This window comes from Pseudaestuariivita atlantica (assembly GCF_001205715.1).
Classification (GTDB): Bacteria; Pseudomonadota; Alphaproteobacteria; order Rhodobacterales; family Rhodobacteraceae; genus Pseudaestuariivita; species Pseudaestuariivita atlantica.
Genome location: NZ_AQQZ01000001.1, coordinates 402,777 through 425,661 on the forward strand (window position 1 = coordinate 402,777; position 22,885 = coordinate 425,661).

Annotated in this window: 24 protein-coding genes, 1 tRNA gene and 1 riboswitch; of the genes, 16 read left to right on the forward strand and 9 right to left on the reverse strand. The window is 65.8% G+C overall.

Translation table 11 applies throughout. The features are described from left to right. The first annotated feature begins 6 nt into the window (after positions 1–6). Both ATO11_RS01985 and ATO11_RS01990 read left to right on the forward strand, forming a co-directional pair. A complete protein-coding gene (locus ATO11_RS01985; RefSeq protein WP_050529136.1) occupies positions 7–741 on the forward strand; it encodes a DsbA family protein in 735 nt (244 codons plus the stop codon). A gap of 3 nt (positions 742–744) precedes the next feature. Beyond that, on the forward strand, positions 745–2,028 hold the full coding sequence (locus tag ATO11_RS01990; protein ID WP_082176093.1) for a multicopper oxidase family protein: 1,284 nt from the start codon (positions 745–747) through the stop codon (positions 2,026–2,028). A gap of 6 nt (positions 2,029–2,034) precedes the next feature. On the opposite strand, the gene ATO11_RS01995 is transcribed toward ATO11_RS01990, so the two are convergent. Next, positions 2,035–2,526, reverse strand: a complete 492-nt coding sequence (locus ATO11_RS01995; RefSeq protein ID WP_242601331.1) for a rhodanese-like domain-containing protein — start codon at positions 2,524–2,526, stop codon at positions 2,035–2,037. Positions 2,527–2,674: 148 nt separating this feature from the next. After that, on the reverse strand, positions 2,675–2,974 hold the full coding sequence (locus ATO11_RS02000) for a hypothetical protein (protein ID WP_050529137.1): 300 nt from the start codon (positions 2,972–2,974) through the stop codon (positions 2,675–2,677). 138 nt (positions 2,975–3,112) lie between these two features. Here ATO11_RS02000 and ATO11_RS02005 point away from each other — a divergent pair, with 138 nt between their 5' ends. Then, positions 3,113–3,778, forward strand: coding sequence for a L,D-transpeptidase (locus ATO11_RS02005; protein ID WP_050529138.1), 666 nt, complete (start codon positions 3,113–3,115; stop codon positions 3,776–3,778). Between the two features lie 33 nt (positions 3,779–3,811). On the opposite strand, the gene ATO11_RS02010 is transcribed toward ATO11_RS02005, so the two are convergent. Then, a complete protein-coding gene (locus ATO11_RS02010) occupies positions 3,812–4,099 on the reverse strand; it encodes a hypothetical protein (RefSeq protein ID WP_050529139.1) in 288 nt (95 codons plus the stop codon). Between the two features lie 303 nt (positions 4,100–4,402). Between ATO11_RS02010 and ATO11_RS02015 the strand changes: the two genes are divergently transcribed. The 5 genes from ATO11_RS02015 to ATO11_RS02035 all read left to right on the forward strand — a co-directional run bounded on the left by ATO11_RS02015 (position 4,403) and on the right by ATO11_RS02035 (position 10,002). Then, positions 4,403–5,077 carry a DUF1007 family protein gene (locus ATO11_RS02015; RefSeq protein ID WP_165586916.1) on the forward strand — a complete coding sequence of 225 codons (675 nt, stop codon included), beginning with the start codon at positions 4,403–4,405 and terminating at the stop codon, positions 5,075–5,077. After that, on the forward strand, positions 5,068–5,928 hold the full coding sequence (locus tag ATO11_RS02020; RefSeq protein ID WP_050529141.1) for a nickel/cobalt transporter: 861 nt from the start codon (positions 5,068–5,070) through the stop codon (positions 5,926–5,928). Before ATO11_RS02015 ends, ATO11_RS02020 begins: the two co-directional genes overlap by 10 nt. A gap of 83 nt (positions 5,929–6,011) precedes the next feature. Beyond that, positions 6,012–8,525 (forward strand): heavy metal translocating P-type ATPase, encoded by a 2,514-nt coding sequence (locus ATO11_RS02025; RefSeq protein WP_050529142.1) that lies wholly within the window; start codon positions 6,012–6,014, stop codon positions 8,523–8,525. 12 nt (positions 8,526–8,537) lie between these two features. Next, positions 8,538–8,936, forward strand: a complete 399-nt coding sequence (cueR, locus tag ATO11_RS02030; protein ID WP_050529143.1) for a Cu(I)-responsive transcriptional regulator — start codon at positions 8,538–8,540, stop codon at positions 8,934–8,936. Between the two features lie 112 nt (positions 8,937–9,048). Continuing rightward, the gene (locus tag ATO11_RS02035; RefSeq protein ID WP_050529417.1) at positions 9,049–10,002 is read left to right on the forward strand and encodes a DUF6692 family protein; all 954 of its coding nucleotides are present in this window, start codon (positions 9,049–9,051) and stop codon (positions 10,000–10,002) included. 62 nt (positions 10,003–10,064) lie between these two features. Here the strand turns inward: ATO11_RS02035 and ATO11_RS02040 are convergent, their stop codons facing one another. Continuing rightward, on the reverse strand, positions 10,065–10,715 hold the full coding sequence (locus ATO11_RS02040; RefSeq protein WP_050529144.1) for a hypothetical protein: 651 nt from the start codon (positions 10,713–10,715) through the stop codon (positions 10,065–10,067). 218 nt (positions 10,716–10,933) lie between these two features. Further along, positions 10,934–11,158: riboswitch (cobalamin riboswitch) on the forward strand. Positions 11,159–11,222: 64 nt separating this feature from the next. Between ATO11_RS02040 and ATO11_RS02045 the strand changes: the two genes are divergently transcribed. Genes ATO11_RS02045 through ATO11_RS02060 form a run of 4 tightly spaced genes read left to right on the forward strand, consistent with a single transcriptional unit; the run spans position 11,223 to position 13,927 of the window. Beyond that, on the forward strand, positions 11,223–11,405 hold the full coding sequence (locus ATO11_RS02045; RefSeq protein ID WP_050529145.1) for a hypothetical protein: 183 nt from the start codon (positions 11,223–11,225) through the stop codon (positions 11,403–11,405). Beyond that, on the forward strand, positions 11,405–12,157 hold the full coding sequence (locus ATO11_RS02050; RefSeq protein WP_050529146.1) for a metal ABC transporter ATP-binding protein: 753 nt from the start codon (positions 11,405–11,407) through the stop codon (positions 12,155–12,157). The genes ATO11_RS02045 and ATO11_RS02050 overlap by 1 nt, the downstream gene beginning before the upstream one ends. Further along, positions 12,150–13,052: a metal ABC transporter permease gene (locus ATO11_RS02055; RefSeq protein WP_242601332.1), complete on the forward strand. Its 903-nt coding sequence runs from the start codon at positions 12,150–12,152 to the stop codon at positions 13,050–13,052. The genes ATO11_RS02050 and ATO11_RS02055 overlap by 8 nt, the downstream gene beginning before the upstream one ends. Beyond that, positions 13,049–13,927 carry a metal ABC transporter solute-binding protein, Zn/Mn family gene (locus ATO11_RS02060; RefSeq protein WP_050529147.1) on the forward strand — a complete coding sequence of 293 codons (879 nt, stop codon included), beginning with the start codon at positions 13,049–13,051 and terminating at the stop codon, positions 13,925–13,927. The genes ATO11_RS02055 and ATO11_RS02060 overlap by 4 nt, the downstream gene beginning before the upstream one ends. Positions 13,928–13,936: 9 nt before the next feature. On the opposite strand, the gene dddP is transcribed toward ATO11_RS02060, so the two are convergent. Next, a complete protein-coding gene (gene dddP, locus ATO11_RS02065) occupies positions 13,937–15,274 on the reverse strand; it encodes a dimethylsulfonioproprionate lyase DddP (protein ID WP_050529148.1) in 1,338 nt (445 codons plus the stop codon). A 147-nt stretch (positions 15,275–15,421) separates the two neighbouring features. Between dddP and ATO11_RS02070 the strand changes: the two genes are divergently transcribed. Then, the gene (locus tag ATO11_RS02070; protein WP_050529149.1) at positions 15,422–16,177 is read left to right on the forward strand and encodes a heme-dependent oxidative N-demethylase family protein; all 756 of its coding nucleotides are present in this window, start codon (positions 15,422–15,424) and stop codon (positions 16,175–16,177) included. 58 nt (positions 16,178–16,235) lie between these two features. On the opposite strand, the gene ATO11_RS02075 is transcribed toward ATO11_RS02070, so the two are convergent. Then, positions 16,236–17,051, reverse strand: coding sequence for a lytic murein transglycosylase (locus ATO11_RS02075; protein ID WP_050529150.1), 816 nt, complete (start codon positions 17,049–17,051; stop codon positions 16,236–16,238). A gap of 366 nt (positions 17,052–17,417) precedes the next feature. On the opposite strand from ATO11_RS02075, the gene ATO11_RS02080 reads away from it, so the two are divergent. Continuing rightward, entirely contained in the window at positions 17,418–17,729 is a 312-nt protein-coding gene (locus ATO11_RS02080; protein ID WP_134643049.1) for a DUF6280 family protein, read from the forward strand. A 154-nt stretch (positions 17,730–17,883) separates the two neighbouring features. Here ATO11_RS02080 and glnA read toward each other — a convergent pair whose 3' ends face one another. Both glnA and ATO11_RS02090 read right to left on the reverse strand, forming a co-directional pair. Next, the gene (glnA, locus tag ATO11_RS02085; protein ID WP_050529152.1) at positions 17,884–19,290 is read right to left on the reverse strand and encodes a type I glutamate--ammonia ligase; all 1,407 of its coding nucleotides are present in this window, start codon (positions 19,288–19,290) and stop codon (positions 17,884–17,886) included. A gap of 55 nt (positions 19,291–19,345) precedes the next feature. Continuing rightward, complete coding sequence (locus ATO11_RS02090) at positions 19,346–19,684, reverse strand: P-II family nitrogen regulator (protein WP_050529153.1); 339 nt, start codon at positions 19,682–19,684, stop codon at positions 19,346–19,348. Between the two features lie 159 nt (positions 19,685–19,843). Between ATO11_RS02090 and ATO11_RS02095 the strand changes: the two genes are divergently transcribed. Next, entirely contained in the window at positions 19,844–21,502 is a 1,659-nt protein-coding gene (locus ATO11_RS02095) for a bifunctional ADP-dependent NAD(P)H-hydrate dehydratase/NAD(P)H-hydrate epimerase (RefSeq protein ID WP_050529154.1), read from the forward strand. Here ATO11_RS02095 and ATO11_RS02100 read toward each other — a convergent pair. Continuing rightward, complete coding sequence (locus tag ATO11_RS02100) at positions 21,499–21,999, reverse strand: Hint domain-containing protein (protein WP_050529155.1); 501 nt, start codon at positions 21,997–21,999, stop codon at positions 21,499–21,501. The two genes, ATO11_RS02095 and ATO11_RS02100, sit on opposite strands and share 4 nt — an antisense overlap. A 137-nt stretch (positions 22,000–22,136) precedes the next feature. On the opposite strand from ATO11_RS02100, the gene ATO11_RS02105 reads away from it, so the two are divergent. Further along, positions 22,137–22,221 (forward strand) — tRNA-Leu (locus ATO11_RS02105). Positions 22,222–22,885: the final 664 nt, after the last annotated feature.

Below are 22,885 nucleotides of genomic sequence, written 5' to 3' on the forward strand. Positions count from 1 at the left end.
CATATCATGACAACCAGATTGCTTGCGCGGACGGCGCTTTGCCTTGCCGCAACTTTCCCGATGGCGGTGTCGGCCGACGAATTGTCGGAAGACCGCGTCAAGGAGCTGGTCTACGAGGCGATCCTCGAAAACCCGCAGATCATCATGGATGCCGTGCGCCTGCTGGAAGAGCGCCAGCAGCAGGACCAGCAGGCCGCCGCGTCGGCAATGCTGGAGAACGAACGCGACCGGCTGGAGCAAGACCCCAACGGCATCGTGCTAGGCAATCCCGAAGGCGACGTCACCGTGGTCGAATTCTTTGACTACAACTGCCCCTATTGCCGGCGCGTGATGCCGCAGGTGGATGCGCTGGTGGCCCATGACGCGAACGTGCGGCTGGTCTACCGCGAGTGGCCGATCCTTGGCGAAGGCAGCGTCTTTGCCGCGCGCGCCGCGCTCGCGGCCCGCAAGCAGGACAAGTACGAGGAATTCCACGTCGCCATGATGGGGATGGAAGGCCGCGCGGTGGAGGCCAGCGTCTTGCGGATCGCCCGCGAAGTCGGGCTCGATATCGACCGGTTGCGCGAGGACATGGAGGCGCCCGAGGTCGATGAGCACATCCAGACATCGATGGAACTGACCCGCGCGCTGGGGTTCAACGGCACGCCGTCCTTCGTGATCGGCGACGCCCTGATCCCCGGCTATGTCGAGGCGGATGTCCTGATCGAACAGGTCGAGGTCGCGCGCGAGGCCGCGAACTGACGCATGTTCTGGACGCGTCGGAAAGTTCTGGGCGCAGGTCTCGCCGCGCTTGCGGCGGGGCATGGCCCGGCATTTGCCGGCGCGCGGTCCTTCGTGTTGCGTCCGGGCGCGGTGACCGCCCGGATCGGCGGCGTGAAACAGGAGTTGCTGGGGTTCAACGGCTCGTGGCCCGGCCCGGAACTGCGCGCGCGGCAGGGCGACGAGATGCGGATCCGCGTCGAAAACGGCTTGCAGGACGGGGCGCTGGTGCATTGGCACGGACTTCGCGTGCCCAACCGGATGGACGGCGTGAACGTCCTGACGCAGGACGTGATCCCGCCCGGACGCAGCTTTGACTACCGCTTCGACCTGCCGGATGCGGGCACCTATTGGTACCATTCCCACTACATCTCTTACGACCAGGTGAGCCGTGGGCTGTTCGGGCCTCTCATCATCGACGAACGGCAAAAACCGGACGTGGACCGCGACATCACCGTGCAGCTGTTCGACATGCTGGTGGACGCGGATGGGGTCTATGACGAGGACACGGGCCCCGAACAGTTCACTGCCGCCGGGCGTCTTGGCAACGTGGCGATGGCGCTCGCGTCATCCGACGGGGTGACGGTGGGGGAGCGGGTGCGGCTGCGCCTGATCAACCCCTCGATCGACCGCGTCTACGACCTGCGCATCGACGGGCTGGACGGGCGTATCGTGGCGCTGGACGGGATGCCGCTGGAAGCGCCGCGCGCCGCGCCCGGCATCGTGCTGGCACCGGGGCAGCGTTGCGACCTGATCGGTGACGTGACAGGCGATATCGTGTTCCGGGACGCGGATGCGCCGGACCTCGGCCGGATCGCGTCGTCCGGTCAGCGTCCCCGGCGGGCAACCGCGATCCCGGCGCTGGTCCCCAACCCGATGCCGCGCCCGAACGGGCGGGAGGCGCGCGCCACGGTGGTGATGCAGGGCGGGGCGGGCGGGTCCGCCCATGCCGGGTTCGGCACGTGGGCGCTGAACGACGTGTCGGGCCTTCCGCGCAAACCGCTTCTGAACGTGCGGCGCGGGACGACGGCGCGGATCACGCTGCGCAACGACACCGCCTTCGACCATGTCATGCACCTGCACGGCCATCACTTCCGGGAACTGTCGGCGGACGGCGCGCCCGGCGATTACCGCGATGGCACACTGGTCGGCGCCGGGGAGGCGCGCGACATCCTGTGCGTGCTCGACAATCCGGGCGACTGGATGCTGCATTGCCACATGCTGAGCCACCAGGCGGACGGCATGGCGACGTGGCTGCGGGTCGGGTAGGGGCCGCTAAAGCAGGTTCGCGGGCAAAACGGCGAGCGCCTCGTCCAGCGTCACGACCGGCAGTCCCGCCGCGATCCAGCCCGGACCACGGGCAGAGCCCAGCATCCCCTCCGACACGTCGATGAACCCGCCATACCCGGCCTCGCGCAATTGCCGCAGAACGAACCCCGACCGCCCGCCGGTCGCGCAGATGATCGCGACCGGGCGTCCGTCCGCTGCCATGCGTGCCGCGAACAGCCGCTCGGCAAAGCGCGGCTCGTGCAGGCTGATCGGCCATGCGCCTTGGGCGATGCCGGTCTCTTCCCATTCCTCGCGCGAGCGGATGTCGATCAGGCGGACCGTGTCGGCCTGCATTGCCTCGCGCGCTCGGGCGGCGGACCAGATGTCGGCCTCTTGCGCGGAGGCGGCGAAAGGTGCGAGCACCGCCGCGCCTGACGCACCCGCAAGAAACGCGCGGCGAGGGATCGTGGTTCGGTGTTCGGCTGTCATGTCCACCATCGGCGTGTGTTCCCTGTCCTTGTTCGGGCCGCGCTGAACAAGCGGCGCGACCCGGTTCCCGTGCAACGGGACTGCTTCAGGCCGCAGCTTCGGCAAGGACGCGCCGGACCGCAAGGGCCCGGCGCGTCCTGCGAAGCCGCCGGCTGCCTCATTTCGTGCGGATCGCCGGTATGCGCGTGGGTTGCAGCGTGCTTGTCGCCTCGGCCGCCTCTTCGCGTTTCGCGTCGCCGTGGCAGGATCGTCCCAAGACGGCGAACATGGCCACGTGGATCGCGATACAGGCGGCGATGGGCGCAAACAGGGCAAGGTTGCCCACCAGCCCCGCCAGCGTGCCGCCCGCGATCAGAAATCCCGCCACCGGAAGCAGCATCACCGCGCAACAGACCGCCATTCCGGCATGCATGAGGCCAAAGCCCCTTTTCGCGGGTTCGCCCGTGTTTTCAGCCATCTTGCCCTCCGTTTTGCGAACTTTATGGCGGGTGCACCGCCGGGAAGGTCAAGAATACATTCCGAGACATTTTTAGATCGCCGCTACCATTTCCGGCCTTGGCGCGTTTAATGTGCGGGCAGTGAACGGAGTACCCACATGACACGTCTTACACGTCGACATTTCCTGGGCGGGACCGCCCTGCTGTTTTCCGGACCGCTGGCGGGACAGGCCATCGCCGCGCCGGTGTCTGACCGGTCCAAGTGGGATGCATGGGATCTGCTGGTGCGCCCGCCTGAATACGATCCGGCGTCCTACAACCCCTGGGGCCTGCACCCGCGGCTGCTGCCGGTCCGGGTCGAGGCCAAGGCCGGGCTGACGCCGGGTGACATCCATGTCGATGCGGTCGCGCGCTACCTCTACCATATCGAGGAAGGCGGCACCGCCATGCGCTATGGCGTCGCCATCGCCAAGGGCAACCTGTACGAACCGGGCACCTATTCGCTGCGGCGCAAGGCCAAGTGGCCGACATGGCGCCCGACCGACGCGATGATCGAACGCGAGCCGGGCAAGTATGCGCGGGATGCCGACGGGGTGGACGGCGGGCCGCGCAACCCGCTCGGGGCACGGGCGCTGTACCTCTACGAGGGCAACCGCGACACGTATCTGCGCATTCACGGGACGCCGCTGCCGCGTTCGATCGGGGGGCGGGCCAGTTCGGGCTGCGTGCGCATGGTCATGGCGCACATCATCGACCTTTACGAGAACGTGGAGACGGGCAAGACGGTCTACCTTTACCCGCCCGAAGACTCCGTCAGCGCGTAAGGGTGGGCGGACCGGACCGCCACCGCGTCCGGTCTAGTCCTCGCTCGCCTGGCAGATCGGGTTGCCCGCTGCCGTGCGCAGGGGCAGCCAGGTCGCCTCGACCGGGCCGTCATGCAGGTACCAGAAGCAGTTGTCGTCCGGGTTCAGCCGGACCTTCTGGAGGTTCTGGTAAGGCGCGGCAAGCCCGACAAGCGGTTCGGGAAGCTCCACGTAGGCCCCGTCGATATCGACTTCGGGCGCCGTCGTGCATCCGGCAACGACAAGGCCGAACGCGATTGTTTTCAATGGCTTGGGGAGGGTGATGTTCCAAGTGTTCGTCATGGCGTGGCGTCTTTTCCTGCACTGGTACCGGGCATGTCCCGAATCGGGGGCTGCGATTTCCGATCGCATCGGGTTTGGGCAGATGCTGCGGTCACAAGCCGGAAGGTCAAGGGTGAAGACCCCGCTTGACCGGCCGGGTGTGACAAAAACTTACAATAGGGTGGGTCGTCGTGGCCTGCTGCCGGGCTTGCGCGGGTATTGGCCGGGATGTCTTTTGGACGCGACACAAATCGTGACACCGGTACCGCTGGCCGGTATCGGGCTTTCAGGGCAAATCGGCCTGCGAACCGGAAAGGCGGGGGCATGGTAATCTCCATTTTCCAGAACGTTCTGAGGGGGCTCGCCTTGGTTGCGGCCGGGTGGGTCGTGTTCGGCCCCGGTCCCGCGCGCGCGCACCCGCACGTCTTCGTCGATGGCGGTGTGGATTTCCAGATCACCGAGGATGGCACGCTCGAAGCCATCCGCGTGACGTGGCGCTATGACGAGCTTGAGACGCTGTTCCTGTTGTCCGATCTGGACGTGACGCCCGCCGCGGGCGCGGATTTCACGGATTCCGAACGCGCGTTGGTCGAACGCGAACTGGGCCGCTTCGCGCCGGATTTCGACGGGTCGGTGCACCTTCGGGCCAAGGGTGAGCCGATATTGCTGGCATGGCCGCGCGACCTGACGGCGCGGATGGTGGGCGACCGGCTGGAAGTGGCGTTCTACCGGGACCTCATGGAGCCGCTGGCGCTGGAAGCGACCGAGTTGCATGCCGCGTTCTACGAACGGACCTATTTCTTTGCGTTCAGCCTGACGGACGAGCCGCGCTTCGGCGAGGCCGAAGACAGGTGCAGCGCGACGATCACCAAGTTCGAACCGTCGTCGCAGACGGACGAGATGCGCGCGGCCCTGGCCAAGCTGGGACGGGAAGAAACGCCCGAGAACAGCAATGTCGGTGCCCTTCTGGCCGACCGGATGGTGGTGACATGCAAGTGAGGGCGATCGTCGTCGTCGTCGTGATCGTGGCCGCCGCGTTCATTCTGTACCTGCAATGGCCGGCGCTCATCGCCCTGACGTCGGACGCGCAGCGCGGGTTTCAGAACGCGATGGCGTCCAGCCTCCGCGCCGCGCGGAGTGGCGATGTCGCCGCCGTGCTGGCGCTGTGCCTTGCGACGTTCCTTTATGGCGTTGTGCACGCGGCGGGGCCGGGGCATGGCAAGATCATCCTTGGCGCGACGGCTGTTGCGACACGGTCCGGCGTAGGGCGCATGGTGCTGCTGTCGACGGGGTCGGCGCTGGCGCAGGCGCTGAGCGCGATCCTGCTGGTCGGCGCGCTGGTCGAGGGCGCGCGGTGGCTTGGTGGGCGCGACGCGGTCGCGCTGGCCGAGGACTGGTTGCGACCGTTCAGCTATGCCCTGTTCCTCCTGATCGGTGGCGTCCTTGTTCTGCGTGGCATCAACCTGTTGCGCTTGCGCGAAGACGGATCGCACGGTGGCCACGGCGAATGTTCCCACGCCCACGGCCCCACCGCCGAACAGGCCGACGCGGTCACGAACTGGCAGGAGGCCGCCTTCGTCATCCTCAGCATCGCGGTGCGGCCCTGCACCGGCGCGCTGATCCTTCTGGTGATCGCGGCGCGGCTGGACCTGTTCTGGCTGGGCGCGCTGGCGACGCTGACGATGGGGCTGGGCACCGCCGTTCTGAACGGCGGTGTCGCCGTCTCCGGTGTCTTCGCGCGCCAGCTGGCGGGCGTCGGTAACCTTGGTGGACTGTCGGTGGCAGCCGGCCTGTTCCAGGTGCTGGCGGGTGGGGCGGTCGTGGCGATCAGCCTCGCCGTTCTTTTCTGACGCATTTTCTTCTGGCCGGGTCTTGAGCTTCCAGTTACTGGAAGCCCTATATCCACCCGACGAACAATCAGAGGCGACAGGCGATGTCTCGGGAAATACAAGCAACGCTCGACATCCAGGGGATGTCTTGCGCGTCCTGCGTTGGACGGGTCGAACGAACCCTTGGGGCGCTGGATGGCGTGACGGGCGTATCCGTCAACCTTGCATCCGAAAAGGCGCAGGTGAGTGTCGACGCGCCCCGGCGCCTTGTCGACGTGGCACATGCGCTTGAGGCGCTGGGCTACCCGCCGCGCACCGCGACCATCACGCTGAACATCGCGTCAATGTCCTGCGCGTCCTGCGTCGGGCGGGTCGATGCGGCCTTGGCCGAGGTGCCGGGCGTGCTGTCGGTCGCAGTCAACCTCGCGGCAGAGAATGCGCGGGTCGAATACCTTGAAGGGGCGGTCAGCCCCGCTGACCTCGTGGCGGCGGTGGCAGGCATTGGCTATGCCGCCGAGATCGCCGAGGCCGATGCGAGCGCGTCGCGCGCCGCCCGCAAGTCGGACGAGGCCAACCACCTACGCCGCAAGGTGCTGGTGGCCACGGCGCTGACGTTGCCGGTCTTCGTGCTGGAGATGGGCGCTCACCTGATCCCGGCCTTTCACGCGCTGGTTGAGACGAGCATCGGGATGCGCGCCTCGTGGATCATCCAGTTTGTTCTTGCCACGCTGGTCCTCTTCGGACCGGGGCGCCAGTTCTTCGCCAAGGGCTTTCCGGCGCTCATGCGCGCCACGCCCGACATGAACAGCCTCGTGGCACTCGGGACCGGGGCGGCGTGGACCTATTCGGTGGTGGCGACCTTCCTGCCGGGCTTTCTGCCCGAGGGCGTGCGCGCCGTCTATTTCGAGGCCGCCGCCGTCATCGTCGTCCTGATTCTTGTCGGTCGCTGGCTGGAGGCCCGCGCCAAGGGTCGGACCGGCGCGGCGATCGAGGCGCTGCTGGGGCTGCAGGTGCGCACGGCGCGCGTGGTCCGGGGCGGCACGACGGTCGAGACCGATGTGGACGCGCTGGCGGCGGGCGACGTGATCCTCGTCCGGCCGGGGGAGCGTATCCCCGTCGATGGCGAGGTCGTGGACGGTGCGAGCAATGTCGACGAAAGCATGATCACCGGCGAGCCAGTGCCGGTGGCCAAGGCGACGGGCGCGACGGTCACAGGTGGGACGGTGAACGGCACCGGCAGCCTCACCTTCCGCGCGACGCGCGTCGGGGCCGACACGACGCTGGCCCAGATCATCCGCATGGTCGAGGACGCGCAGGGCGCGAAACTGCCGATCCAGGGCCTTGTCGACCGCGTGACGCTCTGGTTCGTGCCTGCCGTGATGGCACTGGCCGCGCTGACGGTCGCGGTCTGGCTGGCGGTCGGGCCCGATCCCGCGCTGACCTTCGCGCTGGTGGCGGGCGTGTCGGTCCTGATCATCGCCTGTCCCTGTGCGATGGGGCTGGCAACACCGACCTCGATCATGGTGGGCACCGGGCGAGCCGCCGAGATGGGCGTGCTCTTCCGCAAGGGCGATGCGCTGCAGGCGCTGTCCGAGGTGGACATCGTCGCGCTCGACAAGACCGGGACGCTGACCGAGGGCCAGCCCACGCTGACGGACGTGGTGGTCGCGGACGGGCTCGCGCGCGACGAAGTGCTGCGCCTGATCGCGGCGGTCGAGGCACAGTCCGAACATCCCATCGCCGAGGCCATCGTGCGGGGAGCGGAGGCCGATGGCGTCGAAGTGCCGACCGCGACCGGCTTCCAGTCGGTCACCGGCTATGGCGTGTCCGCGGTGGTTGAGGGGCGGCGGGTCATTGTCGGAGCCGAACGCTACATGACCCGCGAGAACGTGGATGTCGGACCATTGGCGGATTCCGAACGCGATCTTGCGCGCCGCGGACGCACGGCACTTTTCGCGGCGGTGGATGGTGTCCTCGCCGCGGTGATCGCCGTGGCCGACCCGGTCAAGCCGTCAAGCCGCGCCGCCATCGCCGCGCTGCACGACCTCGGCTTCAAGGTGGCGATGATCACCGGCGACCAGCAGGATACGGCGGACGCCATCGCGCGGGAAACCGGCATCGACCACGTGATCGCCGGGGTGCTGCCCGACGGAAAGGTCGCGGCGCTGGACGATCTGAGGGCAGGGGGCGGCAAGCTCGCCTTCGTGGGCGACGGCATCAACGATGCCCCGGCGCTGGCCCATGCGGACGTGGGCATCGCCATCGGCACGGGAACGGACGTCGCCATCGAATCCGCCGACGTGGTGCTGATGTCGGGTGATTTGCGCGGGGTGGTGAACGCGGTTCACGTCTCGCGGCGCACCATGTCGAACATCCGCCAGAACCTTGTCTGGGCGTTCGGCTACAACGTGGCGCTGATCCCGGTCGCGGCGGGCGTGCTTTACCCCGCGTTCGGCCTGCTTTTGTCGCCGGTCTTTGCCGCCGGGGCGATGGCGCTGTCGTCGGTCTCCGTCCTGACGAACGCGCTGCGCCTGCGCCGCCTTGTCCCTGCACTGTCCGAGCAGGCGCCGGGACCCGCGCCCGCGCGCACCATCCCCCAGGCCCAGCCCGCAGAATAGGAGACTATGCCCATGAACATTGGAGAAGTCGCCGAGCGTTCGGGCCTGCCGCCCAAGACCATCCGCTATTACGAGGATATCGGGCTGGTCCGTCCGCAACGGAGCGGCAACGGCTACCGGGCCTTCCGCGAATCCGACCTGCACAAGCTCGCCTTCCTGGGACGGGCCCGCGCGCTGGGGTTCTCGATCGAGGATTGCCGCACGCTGCTGGACTTGTACGAGGACGAGGGCCGCGAAAGCGCGCAGGTCAAGGCCATCGCGGAAGAGCACCTGGCGGTGATCGACGACAAGATCGCGCAGCTGCAATCCATGCGCGGCACGCTCGCCCACCTCGTCCGGTCCTGCCACGGCGACGACCGCCCGGATTGCCCGATCCTGAGCGATCTGTCGGGCAGCGGATCCCGGTCCTGAACGGCGGATTGCATGCGCCGTGAAGGCATTTGTGCCCAACCTTTTGCACAAAATCCGGAACCTTCCAGCACTGGAACGTCGTTAGCCATCAAATCGTCAAGAGGAGATGGAAATGGCCAGCACGACCGACGGAAGCTACAACAACCGTTCGTTTTCAGCCAATCACGCCGCGACGAGCAAGGATGACAGCCATTCGGGCAGCAGCTATGGCCGCTTCCTGTTGATGGTGGGCACCTCGACGGCACTGATGTTCGGGCTGATGTATCTCAACACCTATGCGTGGGAACACGTCTACTGGAGCGAAACGCGCTTCTACATGACCTTCGTGATGGGCGCCGTGATGGCGGTTGTCATGCTGCTCTTCATGTGGGGCATGTACCGCAACCGGGCCGCCAACGTGGCGATCCTTGCGGGGTCCGCCGTGCTTTTCGCGGCGACTCTCTGGCTCGTCCGCAGCCAGGAAACGATCCAGGACGAAAGCTGGATGAGCGCGATGATCCCGCACCACTCGATCGCGATCATGACCAGCAGCCGCGCCGAGATCACCGATCCGCGCGTTGCGACGCTGGCGGCAGAGATCGTGCATGCCCAGAACCGCGAGATTTCCGAGATGCGCTTCCTCTTGGACGACATCGCGGCCAATGGTGAGGCCGGTCCGGACTGGCCGCTTGGCAAAACCGAGGGCCCCGCACCGATCGAGGGGCTGACGCAGGCCGTCTCAACGCCGGTGATCGCGGGCATCCGCCCGGCGACGCTGACGGATGAAGAGATCACCCGCGCGCTTGGCTCGACGCCCGCCTGCGTGTTCGAACGCGCCGTCAACGCCGATCCGGTGCTTGCCACCGACGGCAACGGGCGCGGCGTGGCCAAGGTTTCGGGCGCGCTGGTGATGTTCAATGCCGCTGGCAGCGTGGCCGATGGTGGCGTTCTTCAGGCCGATGGCGGCCGCATGACGCTGACACCGGGTGGCGAGGACAAGGGCGAAGACGCGACTCTGCTGTTCGAACTGACCGGCGACACCCCTCTGGCAGTCGGCTTCACCGGCTACTGGACCTGCACCGCGTGACACGAACCGGCCAACCGGGGAAGAGCCCTCGGTTGGCCAACACCCTTTTTTGCGAGGCTGGCTCAGGTCGGCAAGGATTGTAACCAGACGACGGCGCGCGCCAAGACGGTCAGCAAGGCAACGCCAGCCACAAAGGCAATCACGGCGACAACGAGTGGACCGGAACGCGTGGGCAGGGGGGTGAGAACCGGGCGCAGCGCCGTCGAGCGTCCCGCGAGCGACACGTATAGCGGCACGGCGCTGACCAGCGTCGCATACAGGTAGACGCCCGAGATATTCTCGAACATCGCGGAGCGCGCCAGCGTCGGCGCCACGACCGACAGCGCGGTCGCGCGACTGCCGCCGAACGATCCGAACCAGTCGGCAGACAGCACGTAAATGACCGCGTGAAGCGCGAAGAAGACGGAGACGCGCAAGACGACGTCCACGGCGATGAACCACGCCGGGTCCCGTTGTGTCCGCCCCGGTTCGCGGGAAAGCGCGTAGATGAAGAACCCGATGTAATTGACCACGAAGACGACCGGCAGCCCATTCGTCAGAACCTGCCGCACGAAGCGCGACAGGTTCGCGCCGCCCTTGCCGAGCGCCGCCGCGAAGCCGGGGGTCAAAAGGACATAGACGATAAGGACCGGCAGCAGGCCCGCCACGCTGAACATCAGCACGTTGCGCAGAAAGCGCAGGCCCGGCATGCGGGTCGTGAAGAACTGGTCCATGGGGCGCGCTTCCTTCTCATCTTGGGCCGGGCCGGCCACGCAGGCCCCAAGTCTATCCGCATAGCGTGCCGCTTGCGCAAGGAGCGCCGCATCCCGACTGCACCCCGAGGGTAGAACACTGCCACAGCCGAGCCGCGCGACATGTCAGGCCGCCGTAACGGCAGGCACGGGGCGCGCCCGCAACGGTGGCATTTGTTCTTGACCCCCAAGACGCGACCGCTTTACCTGCTTGGGATGGTTCTCACAGGACGTTGAGTCGGCGAGATGAAATGGGAACACGGTGAGGTGTAGCCAACAGGCGCCAAATCCGTGACTGCCCCCGCAACTGTAGGCGGTGAGCGACCCCGGCAAAAACCACTGGGCTCCCGGTTCGGGACGTCTGGGAAGGTTCGGGAAAGCCTAGACCCGCAAGTCAGGAGACCTGCCATCGCGAATAGCAACTGACCCAGGCGGGGTGTCCTGGAGGGAGACAAGCATGTTCGACGCGCACGTCGCTGACTTACATAGATGTATCTCGATATCCCCGCCGCAGCGGAGGCGGCGATGCGCGGTGCAGACGATCATCAGCAACCAGACCTGACACATGAACGGCAGAGCTTCTGCCTGACGAACATGAGCATCGCAACGCTCGTCCTTGGCGCGCTGGTGGTGTCCGCCGTGCTGTGGCTGGGCATCTGGGCGGTGCTTTGATGGCGGCCGTCCTTGAAATCGGCAACCTCGCGCTGGGGTATCCCGACCTGACGCTGTTCCGCGGCCTGTCGATGGATCTTGAAGCCGGAACGACGCTGGCCGTGCTGGGCGCCAACGGGTCGGGGAAAAGCACCTTCGTCAAGATGCTCCTCGGCCTTGTCGATCCGCTGGCCGGACGCCTGACATGGACCGGCGGGCGACCGCGCGAGATCGGCTACCTTGCGCAGATGACCGAATTCGACCGGCGTTTCCCGATCCGCGTGCGCGACCTTGCCGCGATGGGGGCGTGGAAAGGCTTTGGTGCGCGCGGGCGGCTCGATCGCGGGATGCAGGACAAGGTCGCGGCGGCGCTTGATGCGGCGGGCGTGCTGGATATCGCGGACCGGTCGCTGCATTCGCTGTCGGGCGGGCAGTTGCAACGGGCGCTCTTTGCGCGCGTCATCATGCAGGACGCGCCGCTGATCCTGCTGGACGAACCCTTTGCCGCCGTCGATCAAAGCACCGAGGCGCATCTTCTCACCATTCTCGACCGCTGGCGCGACGAGGGCCGCGTGGTGGTCCTTGTCGTGCATGACCTGTCGTCGGTGCTCGACCATTGCGACCACGCGCTGCTTCTGGGCAACGGGGAGGCCAGTTTCGGCCCGGTCCGGTCGCTGCTGACGCCGGAACGGCTTGTGTCGCAGGCCTACATGTCCCGCAGCCAGGCCGACTGGATGTTCCGGGCCGAGACGCCGGAGGCCGCGCATGTTTGATCTGCTGGCCGAGATGTGGAGCTATGCCTTCATGCAGCGCGCCTTCGTGGCGACAACGGTGCTGTCGGCCTCGGTCGCGCCCGTGGGTGCGTTCCTCGTCCTGCGCCGCCTGTCGCTTGCGGGCGAGGCGATGGCGCATGCGATATCACCCGGCGTGGTGATCGGGTTCGTGGTGGCGGGCCTGTCGGTGTTCTCGCTCCTGATCGGCGGTCTGATCGCCGGGGTCGGGGCGGCAATCCTGACGGCGGTGCTGGCGCGCAAGACCATCCTGCGCAGCGATGCGAGCCTTGCCTCGATCTATCTCATCGCGCTGGCGCTTGGCATCTTCATCCTGTCCGCCGCCGGGTCGGCGGTGCCACTGAAAAGCTTCCTCTTCGGGTCGATCCTTGGCATCGACGACGCGTCGCTGATCCTTGTGGGCGCCGTCGCGACGGTCACGCTGGTGTCTTTCGCCGTGCTGTTGCGGCCGCTGATCGTCAGCACCTGTGACCCGGTCTTCTTCGAGGCGCAGACGCGGCGGCCGATGCTGGTGGAGCAGGCATTCATGCTGATCCTTGTCCTCAACCTGCTGGCCGCGTTCAAGACGCTGGGGACGTTGATGGCGGTCGGCCTGATGATCCTGCCCGCGACCTCGGCGCGGTACTGGTCCAGCACGATCACCGGGCAGCTTGTCCTGTCGTTCCTGTTCGCGCTGGCCAGCTCGTGGCTGGGGCTGACCCTGTCCTACCTCTTTCCTGAAACGCCGTCCGGCCCGGCCATCGTGCTGACGGCGGGTGGTTTCTTCCTGCTGTCCGTCCTTGCCGGGCCGCTGGGGTTTGGCCTGTCGCCGCGCCGGTCGGTGCGGCGACGGCCATCGGCGCTGTCACGCTCTGCCACCGAAAGAACACGCCAATGATCCTGCGCGCCATCTTTGCACCTTTCCTCGCTTCGGCGCTTCTATGGCTGGCAGCAATGCCGGCGCAGGCCGACAAGCTGAACGTTGTCGCCAGCTTCTCGATCCTCGGCGACATGGTCGAACAGGTGGTGGGCGAACGCGCCAGCGTCACGACCATCGTGGGGCCGGACGCGGATGCCCATGTCTATCAGCCCTCGGTCGCAGATGCGCGCGCGGTGGCTGGGGCCGACGTGATCTTTGTCAACGGGCTGGGGTTCGAGACGTGGTCGGACACGCTGATCGCCGAGTCCGGGACCGCGGCGACCGTGTTTGTGGCGACGCGCGGCATCGACCCCGTCATGATCGAGGGCGGCGTCGATCCGCATGCCTGGAACGCGCTGTCGAACGGTGTCCTCTACGTCCGCAACATCGCCGAGGCCATGTCAGACGTGATGCCGGACCACGCTGCCGAATTCGAGGCCAACGCGGCCGCCTACATCGCCGAACTCGAAGCGCTGGAGGACGAGGCCAGGGCGCGGCTGGCCGCTTTGCCCACCGACAGACGCACGGTTGTAACCGCGCATGACGCTTTCGGGTACCTCGCCGATGCCTACGGCCTGACCTTCCTCGCACCCGTCGGCATCGATACCGAGGCGGAACCGTCGGCGCGCGACCTCGCCGCGCTGATCGCGCAAATCCGGCAACAGGGCGTTGCGGCGCTCTTCGTGGAAAACATCACCAGCCCCGCGCTGGTCCGTCAGATCGCCGACGAGACCGGGCTAGAGATAGGCGGGCGGCTCTTCTCCGATGCCCTGTCCGAACGTGGCGGGCCGGCGACCAGCTATGTCGCGATGTTCCGCCACAACCTCGGCACCATCCTCGACGCGCTGGAATAGCGCGGGCCGCTATCCCACGAGGCGCGGATCGAACGGGTACTTCGTCAGGTTCTCGTACCCGTCCTCGGTGATCAGCACCTGGTCTTCCAGCTTGATCGAGAAATCGCCGCCGACCTCGCCCAGAAGAACCTCGACACAAAGCGTCATGCCCGGCTCCAGCGGATAGTCGAAGGCGCCCGGCACGGCCTTGTCGGGATAGGCGACCAGCGGCCATTCATCACACAGGCCCACACCGTGCATCAAGCAGCCGTATTTCTGGGCCTGGAACTTGTCGTCGAGCCTGTGACAGTTCGCCGTCAGTTCAGGGATCATCACGCCGGGTTTCAGCATCTCCATGTTGGTCTGGATATGCTCGATCCCGTGGTTCATCGCATAGATCATGTCGGGGCGGGGTTTTTCGTCGCCGATCCACCACGTGCGCGAGATGTCGGTGCAGATGCCGTAGGCGCCGACAAGGTCGGTGTCGAAGGCGAGGATTTCGTTGTTCTGGCAGATGCGCGGCCCGCATTCCTGGAACCACGGGTTGGTGCGCTGGCCTGACGTGAGCAGGCGGGTTTCGATCCATTCGCCGCCGCGCCGGATGTTCTCGGCATGCAGGATCGCCCAGACGTCATCCTCGGACACGCCGCCGCCGGGGATCTGGCTGCGGGCGAAATCCTCCATCGCGTAACACGCGGCCTCGCAGGCGTGAGACGAACAGCGCATCGCCTTGATCTCGTCCGGGCCTTTGACGGAGCGGGCCTTTTCGGTGACCTCTTCGCCCTCCATCACCTCGAACCCCTGCGCCTCCAGCGCGCGGAGGCCGTGCAGCATGGGTTTGTCGACGGCGAGCCGCATGTTGCCGGGCGCGTGTTCGGCGCACAGACGCCGCACCTCGTTCGAGAAGACGTCGGCGGCCACGTCGATCTTGTCGCCCCGGTCGAAATAGAACAGGTCCGCGCCCGACCGCGCCTCCCGCACTAGCGGGTTGAATGACGACAGGAAGGGCGAGTTCTTGTAGTCCCAGATCACCATGTAGCCGTCGGCGCAGACCAGCACGGCGCGGAACGGGTTGTGCGTGTTCCAGAGCTGCATGTTGGTCGAGTCGGTGGCGTAGCGGATGTTGAGCGGGTCAAACATCAGAAGGCCCGCGTAATCGCGGTCGACGATGTGCTGCGTCAAGCGCTTCCAGCGGTATTCGCGCATCGCGGCAAGGTTCGGCAATTCCAGCCCGGCGGCTTCCCATTCGCGGAAGGCCAGCTGCGTCGGCCCGATCTCGATCCGGTCGGAATCATTCGGAGAGCCGTCGCCCAGCGTCGCGCCACGGGTCGGATCAATCTTGCGGGTGTCGCGGTAGTGCTGATTCATGCGCAGTGCCTCCCTTTTGGGCAAGGTTGCGTGCGCGCGTATGGGCCGTCGTGTCAGATTGCGACCCGATCCATGCCGTTTTCGGAAGGCGGGACTGGGCGGTCACCCCCTCTTTTCCTCCGTCACCCGGCGGGGCAGGGTAGGGCCATGGCGATCCTGCAAACCTCCGTTCCCTATCCCGTCGATCCGCATGCGCGTCTGCCGGGGATCGGGCCGACGCAGGATTGGCTGCACCGGGACGAGGCCTATGCCGCGCAGATGGCCGAGCGGGTGCGGCTGTTGCGCGACCGGCGGGACGAGGTTCACGCGCTGCTGCCGGAGGGTCGCGCCGCGGCGGAGGAATTGCTGGAGGCGATCCTTGCAGAAGTGTCGGGCTGGCCGGGGTTCGAGGTGAGCTCGGACAGGGTGGCATGTCCGGACGGGCGGGGGGTTGCGATCGATAGGTCCGATCCGCTCGGCACGGCCGCGCGGATCGTGCAGGAGGACCTGTGCCTGATGGAGGAAGGGCCCGACGGTCACGTCATGACGGGGGCGGTGCTGTGTTTTCCCGCGTCATGGATGCTGTCGGAAAAGATCGGGCGGCCCCTGTCGGGGATCCACGATCCGGTGGAGGAGTATGACGGCACGCTCGAACGGCGGGTGCAGCGCCTGTTCGACGCGATCAGACCCGGCACGATCCTGATGCGCCACAACGCGCTTTGGTACCACGACCCGGCCCTGTTCCAGCCCCGGTCGATCCATGCGCGGCGCGACAAGCCGGATTACGGCCACGGCGACTACCTGCGCACCGAACGCCAGACGTTGCGGCGCCTGCCACGCACCGGCGCGGTCGTCTTTGCGATCCACACCTTCATACTTCATCGGGAAGATGGAGAACGCGCTCTAAGCGTCTCTTCAGAATGAAAAATCCCCGCCAGAGGCCCTGGCGGGGATTGTGCGTTTCCGTGCGTCCGGACTGCGGTCAGCCGTCGACCCGCTGCGCCGCGTAGACGATGGCGCGCAGGTAGTTGCCGCTGTCGTTCCAGACCGACAGCACGTTGTAGTTGCGGGTGCCTTCGCCATAGGGCGCGCCCTTCTGCCAGCCGTTCCGGGCCAGCATGTTCGCGGCCGAGGCGAGCGCATCGACCGCCGAATAGGGATCGACCTTGCCGTCGCCGTTGCCGTCGACGCCGTAGCGCACCCAGTTGCCCGCGAGGAACTGCATGTGCCCCAGTTCACCCGACGGGCCGCCGCGGGTATTGGCCGAGATCACGCCACGATCCACCAGTTGCAACGCCGCGATGGCATGCGGTTCGAACCGGGGGTGACGGCGGCAATAGCTGGCCAGCGTGACCGCGCCGCCGACGATGGGCGTTTCGCCAAGATAGCCGCCCCACGACGTCTCCAGTCCCCAGATCGTGGCAAGGATACCTGCCGGCACGCCGAACCGGCGCTCGATCGAGGCGAAGGTGTTGGGATTGCGCGCCTTCTTGTTCCGCGCGGCGCGAATGAACGCCTCGGCCGTCGAGCCGGACCGCTTGGCGAGGAACGTCGCCGGGTCTGCCTGCAAGGTGCCCGACTGGCTCGAGGGGCGGCTTTCGAACCGCCACGTGATGCCGGACAGGCGCGCGTTTGCGAGGGCTTGCAAACCCCGTTGCTGCACGCCGCTGGCGCGTGCGTCCTGCGCGAGGCCGTTCTTGTACCCGTCGAACGCACCTTTCGACGTGATGCAGGTGGCGGCTTGCAGGGGCAGGGCGGGAAGGGCGGCAAGGCAAAGGGTAGCGAGGATACGGCGCATGAATGGTCTCCGGAACAAGATTTCCCGGAGATTAACAGACCGCCTCCATCCGGCAAGATGCCGACTTGGGTCAGCAAGGTCCCGCGCATCCGGTCCCGAGGCGGCGTGGCCTTGCAGATTACGCGCAACGAAGTGTCGGGATTGCAGGGTGTTACCTTTTCCGGAGCGACATTCTGTCACAACCCACGGCCTGCAGCTTACAGAAACAACGCAATTTTAACGAAAGTTAACGAAATACTAACAGAATCGTAGGTCTTGCCACATTGCTGCCACATTTCCCTTTAGAGTTGTTTTTGGGCGAGGGGTGGTCCGGGTCGGGTGTATGGCATCGGCGCATCTCCAAAGACAATAAAAGGAGCAGACAGGATGCCGAGGGACACTCAGTTTCCCAAGCAAAGCCGTACTCAGGCGGATAGAGTTAAACGAGTTTTTGCCGGTTTCGTGGTTACTGCCGTTGAGGAAGCCGCTGAAGATGAAAAACGCGATGGTTCCGGTGGAACGGCCATCGTCGAATGGGCGCAATCACGGGAAGGCCGCGAGATCCTCATCAAGGCCGGGATCAATCCGGGCGAGAAATGCGTCGACACGCTGCACCGGCTGGTGCTCGACCGCGCCGCCGAAGGCAAGAGCTGGTCGGGACGCGAGATCGTCGTCAAGCTGAAGACATCCACCGAATAGGATCAGGTCGGGACAGGAAGCGAGGGGCGCCGCGAGGCGCCCTTTTTCGTTTCCCTGAAAAGAGAGAAGGCGCCCCGGAACGGAGCGCCTTCGCATTTGCCGACCTGTGGAAACCGCGCGCCAGCAAAAGAAGGCACGCGGCAGGGAGAGGCGGTCAGCAGCTGTAGTAAAGCTGGAATTCCATCGGGTGCGGCGTGTGTTCATACGCCTCGATCTCTTCCATCTTCAGGTCGATGTAACCGGCGATCTGGTCCTTGGTGAACACGTCGCCCGCCAGCAGGAAGTCCATGTCGGCCTCCAGCTCCTCGAGCGCCTCGCGCAGGCTGCCGCAGACCGTCGGGATGTCGGCCAGTTCCTCGGCAGGCAGGTCGTAGAGGTTCTTGTCCATCGCCTCGCCGGGATCGATCTTGTTCTTGATGCCGTCCAGACCGGCCATCAGGAGTGCGGCAAAGCACAGGTAGGGGTTTGCCGACGGATCGGGGAAGCGGGCCTCGACGCGCTTGGCTTTCGGCGACTCGGTCCACGGGATACGGACACAACCCGAACGGTTGCGGGCCGAGTAGGCGCGCAGAACCGGTGCTTCAAAGCCGGGGATCAGGCGTTTGTAGCTGTTGGTCGACGGGTTGGTGAACGCGTTCAACGCCTTGGCGTGCTTAAGGATGCCGCCGATGAAGTACAGCGCTTCCTGGGACAGGTCGGCGTACTTGTCGCCAGCAAACAGCGGCTTGCCGTCTTTCCAGATCGACATGTTGCAGTGCATGCCGGTGCCGTTGTCGCCCGCGATGGGTTTCGGCATGAACGTCGCCGACTTGCCGTAGGCGTGCGCCACGTTGTGGATGATGTACTTGTACTTCTGCAGCTCGTCCGCCTGCTTGGTGAGCGAGTCGAAGATCAGGCCAAGCTCGTGCTGGCACGACGCCACCTCGTGGTGGTGCTTGTCGACCTTCATGCCGATGCGCTTCATCGTCGACAGCATTTCCGAACGCAGGTCCTGCGCCTCGTCGGTGGGGTTCACCGGGAAGTAGCCGCCCTTGACGCCGGGACGGTGGCCCATGTTGCCCATCTCGTAATCGGTGTCGGTGTTCCACGACGCGTCCGTGGCATCGACCTCGTAGGAGACCTTGTTCATCGCGGTCGAGAACTTGACGTCGTCGAACAGGAAGAACTCTGCCTCGGGGCCGAAAAACGCGGTGTCGCCGATGCCCGAGGATTTCAGGTAGGCCTCTGCCTTCTCGGCGGTGCCGCGCGGGTCGCGGTCATAGGCTTCGCCGGTGTCGGGTTCGACGACCGAGCAGTGTACGCAGAGCGTCTTTTCGGCGTAGAACGGATCGATATAGGCGCTTTCGGTGTCGGGCATCAGTTTCATGTCCGACGCTTCGATGGATTTCCAGCCGGCGATCGACGAACCGTCGAACATGAAGCCTTCTTCGAGGAAATCGGCATCGACCTGGTCCGACATGACCGTCACGTGCTGCAGCTTGCCGCGCGGGTCGGTGAAACGGATGTCGACGTATTCGACGTCCTCGTCTTTGATCGTCTTCAAGACGTTGTCTACACTCATCTTTTCCCTAAGTCCCTAAGTTGAGGTTGTTCTGGTGACGGGCCCTGCGCGCGGGTTACAGCGCGTCGGGGCCGGTTTCGCCGGTACGGATGCGGATCGCCTGTTCGACGGGGGAGACGAAAATCTTGCCGTCGCCGATCTTGTCGGTCTTGGCCGCCGCGACGATCGCGTCGATTGCCGCATCGACCGCACCGTCGTCGATCACGACCTCGATTTTCACCTTGGGCAGGAAATCCACCACGTATTCCGCACCGCGATACAGCTCGGTATGGCCTTTCTGGCGGCCGAAACCCTTGACCTCGAGAACGCTCAGACCCTGAACGCCGACGTCCTGAAGCGCCTCTTTCACCTCATCGAGCTTGAACGGCTTGATGATCGCTTCGATCTTTTTCATGTGATGTCCTCCGCAGCGCTAAGGGGCGTGAGACCACTTCTCTTGTAGGCCCACAATCGCGTAGGTTGCCTTGGCATGGCGTCCCACCGAGAATCCAGAGGGACCGCCTGTGAATCGTGCAATCTGCACAAAATTTACTCAGTTTGTGAAAACTCCCCCATGACCCAGATCCTGACCGCCGCACGGATGCGCGCAATCGAAGAGCAGACCATGGCCGAAGGCGGCGTGACGGGTCTGCAATTGATGGAGCGCGCGGGGCGCGGTCTCGTCACGGCGGTGCTGGATCGCTGGCCCGATCTGGGGGCCGGACCGCACCGGGCGCTGGTGCTTTGCGGGCCGGGAAACAATGGCGGCGACGGCTTCGTGATCGCGCGGCGCCTGCGGGACCGGGGCTGGAGCGTGGCCGTTTTTCTCTATGGCAAGGCCGCGCGTCTGCCGCCCGATGCGAAAAAGATGCACGATCTTCTGGCCGCCGATGTCGATATCCACGGCTGGGACGTGGACGCGATCCACGGGACCGACCGGCCCGACCTGATCGTCGACGCGGTGTTCGGGATCGGCCTCACGCGGCCCTTGCCGGCCGAAGTCGCCGAGGTTCTGGACCAGAAAGGTGCGCCCAGCTGGAAGCGCGGTCACGCGATCCGGCGGGTCGCGGTCGACGGGCCATCGGGTCTCGACCTCGATACCGGGATGGTGCCTTTCACGGGTCAGGCCGATGACCCGGACTTTGATCCATGGCCGCACCACGTGGTGCGCGCCGATCTGACGGTCACGTTCCACGCGCCGAAATGCGGGCACTACCTGGGCCTTGGCCCGATGATGTGCGGCGCGCTCGAGGTCGTTGATATCGGGTTGCCTCACGTGGCGGTGTCACCGTTGGGCACGGCGCCTGCCCCCGACAGCCTGCGGCTGGCATCGCCCGTTTTGAGGCGCCAATCCGTTCCAGCGCGCATCTGGCCCGGCAGTCTCGTTCCCAAGATCGGCGGCATCTCGGGGCACAAGTTCGATTTCGGCCACGCGATGGTGATGGCCGGCGGCGTGGGCAGTGGCGGGGCCGGGCGGCTGGCGGCGCGTGCGGCGCTGAGGATCGGGGCGGGGCTCGTCACCGTGCTGTGCCCGCCATCGGCGCTGCAGGAAAACGCCTGTCACCTCGATGCGATCATGTTGCGGGCGGTCGCGGATGCCGATGGGCTGGGCGCGGTGATCGACGACCGGGTGACCGCGTTCTGCCTTGGCCCCGGCATGGGCACCGGCGAACGGACGCGCGGCCTTGTGCTTGCCGCGCTGGCCGAGGGCGAAACCGAAGGACGATGGCGTGCGCCCGCGGTGGTGCTGGACGCCGATGCGCTGTCCGCCTTCGCGCACGCACCCGAGACGCTGTTCGACCAGCTGCACCCGCGGGCGATCCTTACCCCGCACGAGGGCGAGTTCGCGCGCCTCTTCCCCGACCTCGCGCAATCGCGTCGCGGGCCGGGCCTGTCCAAGGTGGATGCCGTTCGCGCTGCCGCGTCGCGGGCCGGGTGCGTGATCCTGTTGAAAGGCGCCGATACGGTGATCGCCGAACCGGGAGGCGGCGCATCGCTGCATTCTGCCGCCTACGGGCGCGAAGTGCCGTGGCTGGCGACCGCCGGGGCAGGGGACGTGCTGGCGGGAATGATCACGGGGCAGGCCGCCTCGCACACCGGTCCGGACCTGTTCTGCGTTGCCGAAGCGGCGGCTTGGCTGCATGTGGAATGTGCGCGGTCCTTCGGTCCCGGCCTGATCGCCGAAGATCTTCCCGAGGAGCTGCCGAAGGTCCTGCGCGCGCTGATGGCCTAGGCGGCGATGGCGGCTTGGCGGACGCCCGTGGCCAGTTCCAGCCCACCCGCATACATCACGTGCGGCGCATCGCAGGACAGCCTGTAGATCGTCACGTCCCGCACTCCGGCATCGGTGACGAATTCGCCATCGATCAGGCGGTAGGCGGGCACCATGGCGGTGCGCGTGTTGTACAGCGCCGACGCGCGCCAGTCGCGCACCAGCACCAGTTGCGACCAGGGCAGCAGCATCTCCACCTCGGGACGGGTATGGCCCAGCGAACCCGGAGCGATCCGTACCATGCGCATGTCGCGCCGCTCGGCATAGACCGCGCTGACGGGCACGTATCCGGCATCGCGGGTGATCAGGTGGTCGCTGAGCCCCACGTATTCGACGGGCAACTCGCCGTCCCGCGTGAGGACGAGGCTGCCTTCGACAAGGCCGGTTTCATTCACGTTAACGGCGTCAGCACCGAGGCACGCAACCTCGGCCGCCAGACGCGACACATCGTTCGACATGGGGGCAATCCTGCTCTGGTGCCTCTTATTGATCCGCAGAATACGACAAAATTCGGTAAATGTCGTGACCAAAATGGCCCGTTTTTTGCTCGCCTGCCCCGAAACCCTTTGATAGAGCGGCCCCATCGCAGGCCTGTGCGGGTGTGGCGGAATTGGTAGACGCACCAGATTTAGGTTCTGGCGCCGCAAGGCGTGGGGGTTCGAGTCCCTTCACCCGCACCAGCGACTTTCCCGAATGTGACGGCATCAAGGCAGGGCCTGCCCCGGTTCCGTCGCGATTCGGAGGGGCGTTGTTTCGGAAACCGGGGACAGTCGGGGATAGGTCGCGGATTGAGCGACCGACGGAAACAGTGCGCCTGGAACCCGTGGCGAAAAATGGGCAACAGGTGTGTTGGCACGCCACATTCTCCGGTTGTTGCCCAGTTGCGATCAATTTCGCTAAAAACGTCGAATTAACCAGCGATTAACTCGGTTCCGCGCCACATTTTCTCGAAAAAGTGGTGCGTATTCCAAATTTCAGCAACCATAGCGAGAAAATTGTGGCGGCAACTTGCCCTTATTGCGCCTCTTTCCCGACCCTTCACGACACTTTTCAGACACTTTTTCCTTTGTTGATCGGAATGCCCCGCGTACAAATATGCCTGAGACCTCGACTGGGGGGGTCCAAAGTCTGCTGGTCACGGGGGCGACCACCACATCGTTGTGCATCACGTGAGGGGTGCGGGACAGGTCCATTCAGACCGATTGGTGTGGCAGTCAGCGCGTTTTGCGCAAGACGGCCCGCTGTCCTTCATCTCAACCGTCGCATGAAACCGTCATCTGGTGGCCGCGCGCTGCCATTGGCCGCTTGCGGCCATGGGGCACGCCCCGGCTTGAAGGAGAAGGA